Annotated in this window: 13 protein-coding genes; 6 read left to right on the top strand and 7 right to left on the bottom strand. The window is 54.2% G+C overall.

The window, feature by feature from the left end; genetic code table 11:
* The first annotated feature begins 78 nt into the window (after positions 1-78).
* Positions 79-1,485 (top strand): NADPH-dependent glutamate synthase, encoded by a 1,407-nt coding sequence (gene gltA, locus HY788_01590; GenBank protein ID MBI4772868.1) that lies wholly within the window; start codon positions 79-81, stop codon positions 1,483-1,485.
* A gap of 251 nt (positions 1,486-1,736) precedes the next feature.
* Here gltA and HY788_01585 read toward each other — a convergent pair whose 3' ends face one another.
* Positions 1,737-2,078, bottom strand: coding sequence for a zinc ribbon domain-containing protein (locus HY788_01585; protein MBI4772867.1), 342 nt, complete (start codon positions 2,076-2,078; stop codon positions 1,737-1,739).
* A 250-nt stretch (positions 2,079-2,328) separates the two neighbouring features.
* On the opposite strand from HY788_01585, the gene HY788_01580 reads away from it, so the two are divergent.
* The 3 genes from HY788_01580 to HY788_01570 all read left to right on the top strand — a co-directional run bounded on the left by HY788_01580 (position 2,329) and on the right by HY788_01570 (position 4,686).
* On the top strand, positions 2,329-3,327 hold the full coding sequence (locus tag HY788_01580; GenBank protein MBI4772866.1) for a hypothetical protein: 999 nt from the start codon (positions 2,329-2,331) through the stop codon (positions 3,325-3,327).
* An 18-nt stretch (positions 3,328-3,345) separates the two neighbouring features.
* The gene (locus HY788_01575) at positions 3,346-3,801 is read left to right on the top strand and encodes a universal stress protein (GenBank protein MBI4772865.1); all 456 of its coding nucleotides are present in this window, start codon (positions 3,346-3,348) and stop codon (positions 3,799-3,801) included.
* Positions 3,802-3,933: 132 nt separating this feature from the next.
* Complete coding sequence (locus tag HY788_01570; GenBank protein MBI4772864.1) at positions 3,934-4,686, top strand: hypothetical protein; 753 nt, start codon at positions 3,934-3,936, stop codon at positions 4,684-4,686.
* A 54-nt stretch (positions 4,687-4,740) separates the two neighbouring features.
* Here the strand turns inward: HY788_01570 and HY788_01565 are convergent, their stop codons facing one another.
* Positions 4,741-5,895: a hypothetical protein gene (locus HY788_01565; GenBank protein MBI4772863.1), complete on the bottom strand. Its 1,155-nt coding sequence runs from the start codon at positions 5,893-5,895 to the stop codon at positions 4,741-4,743.
* A gap of 214 nt (positions 5,896-6,109) precedes the next feature.
* Here HY788_01565 and HY788_01560 point away from each other — a divergent pair, with 214 nt between their 5' ends.
* Positions 6,110-7,186: a 2-hydroxyacyl-CoA dehydratase gene (locus HY788_01560; protein ID MBI4772862.1), complete on the top strand. Its 1,077-nt coding sequence runs from the start codon at positions 6,110-6,112 to the stop codon at positions 7,184-7,186.
* A gap of 70 nt (positions 7,187-7,256) precedes the next feature.
* Entirely contained in the window at positions 7,257-8,561 is a 1,305-nt protein-coding gene (locus tag HY788_01555; protein ID MBI4772861.1) for a 2-hydroxyacyl-CoA dehydratase, read from the top strand.
* 14 nt (positions 8,562-8,575) lie between these two features.
* Here HY788_01555 and HY788_01550 read toward each other — a convergent pair whose 3' ends face one another.
* The 5 genes from HY788_01550 to HY788_01530 form a co-directional block, all read right to left on the bottom strand.
* Entirely contained in the window at positions 8,576-9,787 is a 1,212-nt protein-coding gene (locus HY788_01550; protein MBI4772860.1) for a threonine ammonia-lyase, read from the bottom strand.
* A 100-nt stretch (positions 9,788-9,887) separates the two neighbouring features.
* Complete coding sequence (locus tag HY788_01545) at positions 9,888-10,358, bottom strand: hypothetical protein (GenBank protein MBI4772859.1); 471 nt, start codon at positions 10,356-10,358, stop codon at positions 9,888-9,890.
* A gap of 23 nt (positions 10,359-10,381) precedes the next feature.
* Complete coding sequence (locus tag HY788_01540; protein MBI4772858.1) at positions 10,382-11,485, bottom strand: 2Fe-2S iron-sulfur cluster binding domain-containing protein; 1,104 nt, start codon at positions 11,483-11,485, stop codon at positions 10,382-10,384.
* 8 nt (positions 11,486-11,493) lie between these two features.
* On the bottom strand, positions 11,494-12,087 hold the full coding sequence (locus HY788_01535; GenBank protein ID MBI4772857.1) for an NADH:ubiquinone reductase (Na(+)-transporting) subunit E: 594 nt from the start codon (positions 12,085-12,087) through the stop codon (positions 11,494-11,496).
* 10 nt (positions 12,088-12,097) lie between these two features.
* The gene (locus HY788_01530; protein MBI4772856.1) at positions 12,098-12,721 is read right to left on the bottom strand and encodes an NADH:ubiquinone reductase (Na(+)-transporting) subunit D; all 624 of its coding nucleotides are present in this window, start codon (positions 12,719-12,721) and stop codon (positions 12,098-12,100) included.
* Between the last annotated feature and the right edge of the window lie 27 nt (positions 12,722-12,748).

Genomic DNA, 12,748 nt, shown 5'->3' with positions numbered 1-12,748 from the left:
TGCGCTTTTTACCAATTCGAAGAGGTTCGAACAGGCGACCGTTGTGATGCTCCTGCTCAGCCTTCAGGAGGAATATAGATGGCGAAAAAAGACGAAGATAAGACCAGCCGAGTACTCATGCCGGAACAGGAGCCGAAGGTACGGGCACGAAATTTTGAGGAAGTACCAATGGGTTACCGGCCCGAAATGGCTATGGAGGAGGCAAAACGATGCCTCCAGTGCAAAAAGCCACAGTGCATAATGGGCTGCCCAGTGCACATTGACATACCCGGATTTATTAAACTCGTTCAAGAGGGAAACTTCACCAGAGCGATTCGGCATATCTGGGAGCAAAATGCGCTTCCCGCGGTTTGTGGGCGAGTGTGCCCTCAAGAGAGCCAGTGCGAGGGCGAATGTATTTTAGGAAAGAAAGGGGAACCCGTCGCCATTGGAAACCTGGAACGATTCGCCGCCGACTATGAGAGGTCCTATGGTACGGGCGAGCTGCCTCCAATTGCCCCTCCCACGGGAAAGCGAGTCGCAGTGGTTGGATCCGGTCCTTCGGGACTTACCGTCGCGGGAGACCTCATACGAAAGGGGCATTCGGTCACGGTGTTCGAAGCCTTCCACAAGCCCGGCGGCGTGCTCGTGTATGGTATTCCGGAGTTTCGACTTCCCAAAGAGATCGTATATTCCGAAGTCAATTTCCTGGAGCGCTTGGGCGGGAAAGTGGAATGCAACCAGGTAGTGGGACGTTCCATTAGCGTGGAAGAGCTTTTTGAAGACGGGTATGACGCTGTTTACGTCGGCGTTGGAGCGGGCTTGCCGAAATTCATGAACGTCCCGGGGGAGAACCTTATCGGCATCTATTCCGCCAACGAGTACCTCACCCGTTCCAACCTGATGAAAGCCTACCTGTTTCCGGATTACGACACGCCCATAGCTCTGGGGAAAGACGTGGTGGTGTTTGGGGCGGGAAACGTGGCCATGGACTCCGCGCGCACCGCGATGCGATTGGGTGCGGATCGGGTGAGGATCGTCTACCGCCGTTCGAGGGAAGAAATGCCCGCCAGAATTGCGGAAATCCATCATGCGGAGGAAGAGGGAATCGAGTTTCACCTGCTCACCGCTCCGGCTCGTTTCGTCGGTGACGAGCGTGGTCGGGTTATCGGAGTGGAATGCCTCAAAATGGGGCTTGGAGAGCCGGACGAATCGGGACGCCGGAGACCCGTGCCGATCGAGGGTTCCAAATTCCAGTTGGATTGCGATCTGGCCGTAATTTCCGTCGGGGCGGGAGCCAATCCGCTTCTGACCCAGAGTACGAAAGGGTTGAAGACAAACAAAGGGGGATACATCCTGGCCGATCCGAAGACCGGAAAGACAAGCCGTAAAGGCGTATGGGCCGGAGGCGATATCGTTACGGGGCAGGCTACCGTAATCCTGGCTATGGGGGCCGGTCGCATTGCCTCCGACTCGATCCATGACTATCTGACATTGGGCTGGTGAGGACATCGAGCCGATTCGACGCGGACCCGACAGAGGATTTCCCGGAGCTTCCACCCCACAGCAGAAATTCCGGCGGCCTCAGAAGGTCTTGATTTCCTGCTGAGGATTGCTTACCATACTAGAAAAAGGGGAGTAATGGCCTTATGCCTTCCCCAATCTCCTTTTCCCCCGCTTATGGCTTTGGAAGGCGGCATAGCGGGGGTTTTTTTCTTCGTGGTTCGTATAGGAACGTCCCTCCATCGATGATCTAGCTACTCGCTGTCTTTGAGCACGCTCCCCGGATCCGTTCGTAATTTCTCGAGCTTGTTCTCGAACGAGGGTCCCAGATCCACACCCATCTCCTGCGCTCGTTTTTTCGCATGGAGACCGATGTTTCGCGAATCCTTATAAAACGTGTCGGACTTGGAAGCCCGGGGATCATATTGCGCGAGCCGATCGGACTCGGATACGTGAAAAGTCACTCTCGAAATGAGCTTTTTCAAGCGCTTTCCGCCGCAATTTGTGCAGGTTAGGTTACCTTCCTCTTCCATACGCAGAACCAGGACCGAAAACTCCCATTTGCACTCCTGGCATTGATATTCGTATATAGGCATGTGAATACCTCAGTCGCAAGGTTGTTCTGAAACGATTCGCCGCGAGAAGATGGACCCCCTCACCGTTCCCGTGACGGCATCCCCATTTTCGCATAGCAAAGCGGATCTTCCTTGTCAACGAATGACGAACATGGGATCATCGGTCTGGCCCTTGAAAGTTCCCCTTTATGGCTTTATTCTGTGGTCGGCCTGGAATGCCGGCGCGATTCGAAGGATCGGCCGTTCATGGAGGGACGGAGGCATAAGATCGATGGTGGAGCAGGTAGCGGCGTGTTTGGAAATTCAAACCTCCGAATACATTCTGGAGCAGATCCGGAAGTACGCGGATGAAATCGTTCCACCGGGGAAACTGCGTGTTGTTACGGATACAAGCGACTATTTCAAGGTGGATTATAACGACGTGGTTTCAGTGGGAGAAGATCTGCTTCTGATTCGAGGCCACGCCCGGGAAGGCCGATTCGGATTGGACGACGAGCCGAAGTTCTGGGTCAAACGGGCCGTGGATCTAAAGACGGGACGAAAGAAGATACTGAAACTCGCTTTTTTTGAGCGATTCGAGGGAAGGATAGGGGAGGTCAAATTCTGGTTTTTTAGGAGTCCAAAGAAAGAGGGACGAATACTCCGGGCCGTAAAAGGTCATCCGCACTTCATGCAAGGGTACGCTGTAAGCGATGAAAAAGGGAACGTATTGAGGGTATTGGACCTCGTAGAGGGAGGCCCTCTGTCCTCTCTGATCTCCCGATTGAAAGAAGACCACGAAACCTATTTCTACACGCGCCTGCCCGAGATACTCGACCGGCTTTTTGAAGCCTACGAAGCCATTGGATTCCTGCATGATTGCCGAGAGCTACATGGTGATATTCGACGGGACCATATTCTAGTCGATCGGCTTACGGGACGATTCGTTTGGATCGATTTCGACTATGCCTATCAGACCGAGACGAATCCCATAGGGTTCGATCTGTACGGACTCGGAAACGTACTCTCCTACGTGGTCGGTAAAGGAGACGTCACCGTTCAGGATCTTCGGAGTAAACGTGCCGACGTGTTGGATAGCCTGACGGAGAGTGACATGAATATCGTCTGGGCAAACAGGGTGATGAATCTGGCCAAAGTGTTTCCCTACATTCCGGATTCTTTAAATAACGTCCTGATGCATTTCGCCGTGGGAGCCGAGGTATTCTACGATTCTGTGACGGAGTTGGTTGAGGATATTAGAACGTTCCGAGACACAATGTACAAACTGTAAAAGGGAGCCCCTTGGATTATGGACGTTGCCAGAAAGATCCTGCTGTGCATAGACGAGTCGGAGAACGCCGAGCGCGCGGTCCATTACCTTGGCCGCTTTTTGCTCGGCGCTCCCGGTTATCGCATTACCATACTCAGCATCGTGGACGAGCCTTCGGAAGATTTCTTCAAGGACGACAGGGATCGGGAAGACTTTATCAACAAGAAACAGAAGAAGGTGGACGAGTGCCTGGAAAAGGCCCGCCGCACTCTTCTTGACTACGGCTTTGATCCGTCTGCGATTCGCATTCAGACCTACGTCAAAGAGTGTTCTAACATGGCCCAATGCATACTTGACCACCGCGCGCAAGAAGACTATGGTACGTTGGTGCTGGGACGCCGCGGCATCAGCAAGTCGGAGGAGTTTCTGTTTGGCAGTATATCCAACAAAATCATTCACTACGCCAAGAACTGCACCATTTGGGTGGTCAATTAGCTCCTTGGAGTACGTGTCATTATGAATGGACCGGTGTGTATTCATCAGCTTTTGCGCGACTGAAAATGCGATCTCCGATTGGAGGACGAGTTCCAACGCATCGCCTCCGATCGGAAGTCCGGGAGTAACTGGATGGAGGAGACAAAGAAACCGAAGACTCTCAAAGCATTCAAGCGAGGCGAGGGCATCGAAGAGCAGGTTCTGTTCGACGACGAGTTCAATTGGGATGTGGTTTACGACGAATCGAGCGCTCGTTCACATGAAAAAGCGGCCGAATTGGATCGGATCGAACTGGACAAGATGTCCCTTGACGAGTCCGCACGGACCCGGCCTGACGAGTCCGGAAGCGGAGCGCCGTCAGCCGACGGCGCCGGACCGTCCGAGTTTGATGCTGATGGAGCCAAAACAGAACGGCCGAAGAGAACCATCCTTTTCATGGCGGTTGCGGGCGTTGCGTTGCTTGCATCCGTCGGGGGCGGATACGTGGCTTACCATAAATTATTTCCGAAGCAAACCGTGGAGGCTCCCACCGCGCATACCTATACCGCGAGTATCCGCCTTTGGGAAGAAGGTCCCCTCGAGCTCGAGCCTTTCGTGATCCCCACTCGCGTCTCCCAAAAGCGGAAATTCGTGCTGATCCATGTGTTCTTGTCCGTTAACCCTTCCCTGAAGGACCGATTGGAAGCCCGCCTGCCCGAAGTGCGGAACATGATCTTCGAAAGCCTGAAAACGGCCTGGGCTGAGCGCACCCCGAGACTCAAAGTCCAGCAGCTCATCGATAGCATCAACCGCATGGTTGATGCGCCGGTTGTGCAAAAACTGGTGTATGAAGAGCGACAGGAAGATCAGGGAGGAGATTCACCCGTTGCCAGGTCCTCCGAGTGAAGCATGAGGCCTGACGGCGCCCGTCCGATAAACCAACCGGCCCAACCGTCTGTTTCACTCTGGTGCGGAATCCTGCGCCTTACGAACAACACGAAGAATCCCTCTGGCGACCAAAGGCGATTGGTCCATTCGAGAGCCCTTTAACCACGCCGTAAATATCAATGTTTCCGGTTCCCCGCCATCAAAAGAAGCGGCCACCTCTTCAGCGGAGAAGCACACCTTCAGCATGGAAGAAGACGCCGGTTCCGGGGTCTGGTCCAAGCAATATTCCGGATTCGGTTTAATCGAAGAGTGGGAAAAAGCCAGCTCCAACGAATTCCTATCGGTCGCCGCCACTTCTTCGGGAGAATCAAGTTCCACGGTGCATACCAGCGCAAGGCCGGATTCCAGGGGCAGGGTGAGAACCTGAGGCTCGAAACGCATCGAATATATTTTAGTCCGTTCGGGCGTCTTAGGTATCGCAGGGGCTGGTTCCTCCTCGGAGATTGACGCAGAAGGCGGCAGGTACGCCGCCAGAAGTCCTTCTATGTTGGCCAAGGACTCTGAAATAAGGCTGAGCTGGGCTTGGACCACTTCCTGCTGACGCCGGATCTCCGCGAGATCGTCATAGACGGAAGAGAACTGGGTATCGAGCATGGCGATGTCCGGCTCGTTCAGGGCGGTTAAATCAGGTACGTCAATCGAGGAAGAAAACTGCCCGCCCATGTAGAGTGAGCCGTACCCGTGGTAAGTCCCTGTTTTCTGAGCGGTCACGCGCAGAACAATTACATCGCCGGCCTTAGCTTGAACTCCGGACCCTCCTTGGGATCCTGTGAACAGATCCGTTCCACGAGAGACACCGAGCCCTTTCGGCCACGAAGCCAATGTCACTTCTTCTCCGCCCGCTTCCAATACAATCTCAACGGACGCGGCTGCATCGGCTCGGGAAAAATTCTGTGCGTAAATATTGAAGCCAAAAGAGCCGGAGCCCATGCCGCCGGTCAAGATCTTTCGCCATTCCCTGGGACTATTGAGGCGTAAAGGCATTTTGACCACGCTGCGCGCCTTTGGGATTTCCTCCAGATATCCGTCGGGAGTCAGATAGAGGCGCGTGGCGTGGGCATTCGAGAAATACGCCAACGACAGGATGAAGAGCAGAAGCACGACATGGGCCGGGTAAAACGGCTTAAGGCGTCGACGTTGCACGGGCGTTGCAGGGATGTTGCACATGAAGTACTCCGTTGATCGCGCTCGCTTGAATAGGTGTCTGCGTATCATAACACGGGCCAAAAAGAAAGAAAAGGGGAGGAATGCTCCTTAGGACCAATGGGGGCAAATCCGCGTTTTCTTTCTTCCGGAGTTGCCGGTTCTCTGTCGCCGGCGATCTCCCTCAAAAGGAAGCGCTTTGTGTTAAAGCGGTAAATCTGATAAAGATGAGTTCATTATGGATCGAACAGCGTACCTGCTTTCACAGAAGCAACACGGGCGTCCCGTGATCGGCGTTTTCCCGGCTCAATATCCTAAAGAAATCCTGTGGGCCTTCGGCCTCGTTCCGGCGGAAATCTGGGACCCGAAGCTCCGCACTACGGAGGCCGGCCAACATCTTCAACCCTACACCTGCTCCGTCGCGCGGCTGGGGCTCGAGCTGGTTCTGCAGGGCAAATGCGATTTCGTGAGCGGGTTTCTGTTTCCGCATACCTGCGATTCCATACAGAACCTAGGTTCCATGATACATGATTTCGTGAGACCGGAGGTTCCGTGTCACTTCTTCTATCATCCTAAAGCCCCCTACGGGCCCCATTCCAATACCTATTATATGGAACAGCTCCGGAAACTGGTCCTTGAACTGGGGCGGTTCTACGGTCCTTTGGACCGGGACAATCTACATTCGGCCCTCGTGTCGAGCAACCGGGTGAGGAAAGCTCAACTGGAGTTACGGGAGCTTCGGGCTAAAAGTCGGCTGCCGGTTTCCAATGTCGAGTATTACCGCGTGCTTCGTCTGGGAGAATTCCTGCTTCCCGAGGACTACCTTCGCGAATTGGAAGTGCTGAAGCTACAAGCTTCCGACAGCGCCAAAGGCTTGAAGAAAGTGGTGGTATCCGGAGTACTACCGAACCCTGAAGGACTACTTGAGATTTTGGATGGAATAGGTCTTCACATAGCCGCTGATGACTTCTTGTCCATTGGCCGTCGATGGAGTCCTTTCCTGGACACTTCTCTGGAAGATCCTTTCGAAAGCCTGGCAAAATCCTACTTCTCCATGCCCCCTTGCAGCACCAAAGGCTCCAGCGTCGAGGATCGTTTGGCCCATCAGGTCGAGCTTGTAGAAGTGACAGGGGCGAAGGCCGTCATCTTTTGGATCACCAAGTTCTGCGAGACCGAGCTTTTCGATGTACCGTTCCTGATGAAAGAACTGAAAGACAGGGGCATCGAGGGTCTTTCCGTTGAGACCGAACTCCACCAGAGTACTTTCGGGCAGCTAGTGACTCGCCTGGAAGCATTCAGTGAGCTCCTGGCCTAGCCCTAGATACGGTGACGAAAAAACTCCTCCCAATAGCGCTTCCGCCGGTCAAAGAAAGTTGATTGGATCCATGACTCTTTTCCCGTCGTTAAAATACCGATTCGTAAAGGACGTCGCTGCTCCTATTGCCATGTCCTTGCGCCGCAAACGTCAGAAGGCGAGCAAGCCCAATCCGTTTCTAGGCCCGCCGCTTCGCTGCTCCGGACGGCTCAAACAGATCATGATGCGTCACTATTTCCTTGCGCGGAGCGCCAAGGGAGCCCGACCCATTGCGTGGGTGACGAGCGGGGCTCCGGTGGAAATGCTCCGCGCGTTGGATTTCTACACGTTGTATCCTGAAAATCATGGGGCCCTCTGCGGCGCAACGAGGATGGCTCCCGAGATGTGCGGTCTGGCCGAAGAAAAGGGATTCTCCCGCGATTTGTGCTCGTATGCTAGGACCGATCTGGGGCACGTGTTTTCCGGCCTGACCCCTGCCGGGAAGTTGCCCAAACCGGACGTGCTGTTCTGTTCGAACAACATTTGCCAGACCGTGCAGTACTGGTACAAACAGTTGGCCTATGTCTGGAGAATTCCCCTGATCCTGTTTGACACCCCTTTTATCACGGGTGATGAGATCAGTGACGTTGACGTCAGGTACATGGCCGACCAGCTTCGCGATATGATTCCGGATTTGGAACGTGTAGCACGGAAGAGTTTCGACATGGAGCGGTTTAAAGAAGTACTCCGGCTTTCCAAGGAAGCATCGCTCACGTGGGGTCGCATTCTCGAGACGATGAAAGCGCGACCTGCACCCATGACCATATTCGACGCGTTCGTGCATATGGCGCCCATTGTTTCTTTGCGTGGATTGCCGGTGACGTTGCGTTATTACCGGACCTTGTTAGCCGAATTAATGGAGCGGGTGGATCTTGGGATTGGGGGCATAGCGAGGGAAGAGCGCCGCCTCATGTGGGACAATATTGCGATCTGGTTCAAACTCAAGGACTTCTCTGCGCTCTTCGCCGAGCAAGGGTACAATTTCGTGTGTGCGACTTACACCAACGCCTGGGTTGAAACCACGCCCTTGATCAACTTTGAGGAACCCGTCTTCGACTCGATGGCAAAGACGTACGGACTTGTGATTCTGAATCGGGGGTTGGGTCACAGGCTGAATTTGATGGAGCGGATGATTCGGGAATACCAGGTCGACGGGCTGGTGATCCACTCGGATCGAAGCTGCAAACCGTACTCGGTCGGCCAATACGATCTCCAACGAATATTGGAGGAGCGTTGCGGCATTAAGACGGTAGTCATCGAAGCCGACATGGCGGATTCCCGTTCTTACTCGGAAGAACAGGTCAAAACCAGGTTACAGGCGTTCTTTGAAGTCTGATCTCGACGATTCGCTTACAATATTCGTTGCACCCGGTAACCGCTCCGCAGCATTCGATCAACGACCTCCTGGGCGTGCTCGGGGCCGCGCGTCTCGAGGTTCAATTCGACGCGGGACACCTGAATAGGATTTTGAAGCGCCAGTCGATCATGGACGATGTGAAGGATATTGGCCTTTTCGTCGGCCACGATTCCGAGGAGATTCCAGAGAGCACCCGGTACGTCCGGCAGATTTACCTCAATGCGAATAAGGCGTCCCATCCGGATGGCGCCCCGCTGCAAAATCCGGTCGATGGTGTTCGTTTCGATATTCCCACCGCTCAAAATGAGGATATAGCGCCTTGCCCGAGTATGGAGTTTGTTCTCCATCAGAGCGGCCAGAGGCACGGCGCCGGCTCCCTCAGCCACCAGGCTCGCGCGATCGATCAAAGTGAGAATGGCTCCGGCTATCGCTTCCTCACCGACCGAAACCATCTCATCCACCAGTTCCCGGATAATGGGAAACGTGAGTTCGCCTGGCTTCTTCACCGCGATGCCGTCAGCCAGAGTAGGCGAAGCTTCCGTGAACGTGGGTCGGCTTTCCTCGAGGGAGCGTATGGCTGAAGGGCAGTTTTCCGCTTGAACACCAACGATGCGGATGTTCGGGTTGAGCGCTTTTGCGGCAAGGGAGATGCCGGAAATGAGTCCGCCTCCGCCAACGGGCACGACAACAACGGTGTCATCTTCCAACTCGTGTTCCAATTCAAGCCCAATGGTTCCCTGACCCGCAATGACATAAGGGTCGTTAAACGCGGAGACCAGAATTTTGCCGGTTTCCTCGGAGATCTTGGTCGCTCGAGCGAAAGCATCATCGTAAAAAGTGCCGTGAAGAACGATTTCAGGCCCATATTCCTTAACGGCCATCAGCTTGCGCAGGGATACGTCCTCCGGCATGACGATGGTCGCGTCGATGCCCAGCTTAGACGCGGCCCAGGCTACCCCCTGGGCATGATTGCCCGCCGAGGCCGCGACCACCCCCACTCTTCGCTCGTGCTCGTTTAAGCAGGCCAAGCGATAATAGGCTCCACGAACCTTAAAGGACCCTGTTTCCTGAAGGCTTTCCAGCTTGAGAAAGATCTGTGCGCCCACGTCCCGGCTCAGGACCTGGGAATGGATCAACGGAGAAGGCGATATGACGGTCTGAAGGACCCGCCACGCCGCACGCGCATGATCGACAGAAGGTCTCATTAGGATATCCGCCAAGACGGGACCCCTGGAACCGTGTCGGGAACGGCCCCTTGTCCCGTTTTTTCGCATATATGGTTTCTTTTCCCAGCACTATCGAGAGTTACAGTTCCAGTATGCGCTTCAAATCTTTCGGGTCCAGCCGGTAGGGGCTTCCCTTTCCCTCATAGAATCCGTGTTCGCCGATGAGATGTATGGAGAGTTCGGTCCAGACCAGTTTTTCACCTGTCTTGATGTTTTCCAACCGAGCGAATCCCTTTTGGTAAAGGCCCGGGTGAGGCCACGGACACGGTAGCTTTCCTCGTATTTCATGCACTTCCACAAAGAATTTATCGTCCACAAGCTCGGGGTCGCCCCAGCCGCCGCGGGCGGCTTCGGTGAGAGATCTCAACCGTTCCGCGATCCCTATGTGAGTAAGTCCCAGTGCGTGAACCGTCCCTTGGTCTTCCGTCAGAATCTGGACCAGTTTGCGGTCGTCTTCGCCCAGAAAACCGTGGCAATAGGTGGGACAGGGTCGCAGCCTATGTTCGATGTCATCCAGCATCGGGCTCTGTATTATGGGATACCGTGTCATGATCCCCTCCTGACCGGGAACCGTTAGGCGTACTTGTCATAGAATATTCTGTCACGGGGGACGCCCGATTCCAGAGCAAGTTTCTCAACGGCTTCCACCATGGCAGGGTTACCGCATACGTAAACTTCAGTGTTCTCCCCGCTCTCTAATCTATCCTTCAACACATCCGTCACCCGACCTTTTCTGCCGTTCCATCGGTCTTCTTCCACAGGTCTGGAAAGCGTTGTTATAATTTCGAGGGACGGGATACGTTGACCCAGCTCTTCCAGTTCCTCGATATAAAAAAGGTCATTTCGGGTCCGATCGCCGAAAATCACAGTGGTCTTCCTTTGAATTCCTTCGTCCGCTATTTTGTAGAGCAGAGACATGATCGGGGCCAGTCCGGAACCCGTGGCGATCATAAAAACGTCTCGATCCGACTCTCCCAAATAGAAATCCCCGTATGGACCATTGAGCGTGATTTCGCTGCCTTCCTCCAGCAAATCGTGGAGGTACGTGGTGGCAATCCCCTCAGGCACTTTTGTGACAACCAGCGTCACTTCTTCCGGTTTACTTTCCGGTGAGGCAATGGAATAGGCTCTGTATACCGGTTCATCGCATCCTTCGTATTCGGGTATGTTCACCTGAAGGTACTGGCCGGCCTTGAAGGAGATGGCGCCCGGATCGAGCAGTTGGAAGCGGAATTCCTTGGTATCGGGCGTCAGGTCCCGAATCCCGGCCACCCGGACCTTGTATTCCTTTATTAAAAACAGCTCCGGGGGAATCTCGATCTTGACGTCGTTTCGAAGCTTGACCTGACACGACAACCGGACGTTATTCGCGATTTCTTCCGGATCGAGATAAGGTGTTTCCGTTGGAAGAAGAGGCCCGGCCCCTTCTAAGACCTTTATTTTACACAGTCCGCAGCTGCCCCGTCCACCGCAGGCCGACGGTATGAAAATACGCTGGTCGGTCAGAACCGACAGCAAGTTACCGCCGCCTTCAGCGACCAACTCTTTTTCTCCCCGATTGATGTTCACCCGGCATTCCCCGTAGTCGGCGAAATACGCATCCGCAGCTTCGAGGCACAAGGCGAGGAATCCAGCGAAGGCGCTCAAGGCGAGAAGTCCGAGGGCGATCTGGAGCATCAACTACCTCACTGGATTTGGATCATGCCGCTGAATCCCATGAACGCTAGGGCCATCAAGCCGGCGATGATAAGCGTAATGCCCGGACCTTCGAGCGGTTTTGGAATCGTGGCGTGGGCCAGCTTCTGTCGAATTCCGCCCATGGCCACGATGGCCAGGGTCCAACCGATCCCGCCCCCGGCGCCATAGGCTATGGAAGAGAGGAAGCTGTACTCCCTTATGATCATGAAGAGGCAGACCCCCAGAATAGCGCAATTCACCGTGATCAAAGGCAGGAATACTCCCAGAACTATATACAATACGGGAGAATAGCGCTCGATGATCATTTCCACCAGTTGGACAAATGCCGCGATGACGATGATGAACGCGATGTACCTGAATTGCGTCAAATTGGAGGGCACAAGTAGATAATAATACACCAGATAATTGAGGGCCGAGGTCCAGGTCATCACAAAAATCACGGCCAGGCCCAATCCCAGCGAGGATTTTACCTCCCTGGAAATGGCCAGAAACGAGCACATGCCCAGAAAATTGGTCAATAGAATATTGTTTGTGAAGATGGCCGCGAAAAAAATGACGAAAGCGGTCAAACCTACTTCCATGATGACTCCGTCAACTGGTGGTTTCGTCTTTCTGCAACTCTTTGCCTCCGATGGACCGGACCACCCAAATTATGATACCAAGCATAAAGAATGCACCCGGCGGCATGACCATGATGGTCCATCTGGTCCATTCGGACGGGATAAGCGGCACCCCGAAAATACTGCCGAAGCCCGCCGCCTCTCGAAAAAACGCCACCGCGAGCAAAACCAGGGCGTATCCAACGCCGCTGGCAATACCGTCTACAAAGGAGGGCCACACCGGGTTATGGCGCGCAAAAGCTTCACACCGGCCCATGATAATACAGTTGGTGATGATGAGACCCACGTACGCGCCCAATGCCTCACTGATGTCCGGTAGATAGGCCTTCAACAGAATATCCACTATGATAACGTAGGAGGCGATGATCAGCGTCTGGACCATCATTCGAATGCGCGTGGGAGTGACGTTGCGCAATACGGAAACCGTGACGTTCGAAAGCGCCGTTACGAAAATAAGGCTCAAGCCCATGATCAGGGTGTTCAGCATCAGGTTGGTTACGGCCAGTGCGGAACAGATGCCCAGAATCTGGCGAAATACCGGATTGTCCGTCCAGAGGCCCTTGATGATGATGGCTTGACCCGTCAATTTGGCCATTGGATGAAACCTCCTCTACGTACAGAC

This window comes from Deltaproteobacteria bacterium, assembly GCA_016208165.1.
Classification (GTDB): domain Bacteria; phylum Desulfobacterota; class Desulfarculia; order JACQYL01; family JACQYL01; genus JACQYL01.
The sequence above is the reverse complement of the archived record's forward strand: the minus strand, read 5'-3'. Positions and strand labels throughout refer to the sequence as shown.

Coding starts and splice junctions, on each gene's coding strand:
- gltA (MBI4772868.1), top strand. CDS start 79: ATGGCGAAAAAAGACGAAGATAAGACCAGCCGAGTACTCATGCCGGAA.
- HY788_01585 (MBI4772867.1), bottom strand. CDS start 2,078: ATGCCTATATACGAATATCAATGCCAGGAGTGCAAATGGGAGTTTTCG.
- HY788_01580 (MBI4772866.1), top strand. CDS start 2,329: ATGGTGGAGCAGGTAGCGGCGTGTTTGGAAATTCAAACCTCCGAATAC.
- HY788_01575 (MBI4772865.1), top strand. CDS start 3,346: ATGGACGTTGCCAGAAAGATCCTGCTGTGCATAGACGAGTCGGAGAAC.
- HY788_01570 (MBI4772864.1), top strand. CDS start 3,934: ATGGAGGAGACAAAGAAACCGAAGACTCTCAAAGCATTCAAGCGAGGC.
- HY788_01565 (MBI4772863.1), bottom strand. CDS start 5,895: ATGTGCAACATCCCTGCAACGCCCGTGCAACGTCGACGCCTTAAGCCG.
- HY788_01560 (MBI4772862.1), top strand. CDS start 6,110: ATGGATCGAACAGCGTACCTGCTTTCACAGAAGCAACACGGGCGTCCC.
- HY788_01555 (MBI4772861.1), top strand. CDS start 7,257: ATGACTCTTTTCCCGTCGTTAAAATACCGATTCGTAAAGGACGTCGCT.
- HY788_01550 (MBI4772860.1), bottom strand. CDS start 9,787: ATGAGACCTTCTGTCGATCATGCGCGTGCGGCGTGGCGGGTCCTTCAG.
- HY788_01545 (MBI4772859.1), bottom strand. CDS start 10,358: ATGACACGGTATCCCATAATACAGAGCCCGATGCTGGATGACATCGAA.
- HY788_01540 (MBI4772858.1), bottom strand. CDS start 11,485: ATGCTCCAGATCGCCCTCGGACTTCTCGCCTTGAGCGCCTTCGCTGGA.
- HY788_01535 (MBI4772857.1), bottom strand. CDS start 12,087: ATGGAAGTAGGTTTGACCGCTTTCGTCATTTTTTTCGCGGCCATCTTC.
- HY788_01530 (MBI4772856.1), bottom strand. CDS start 12,721: ATGGCCAAATTGACGGGTCAAGCCATCATCATCAAGGGCCTCTGGACG.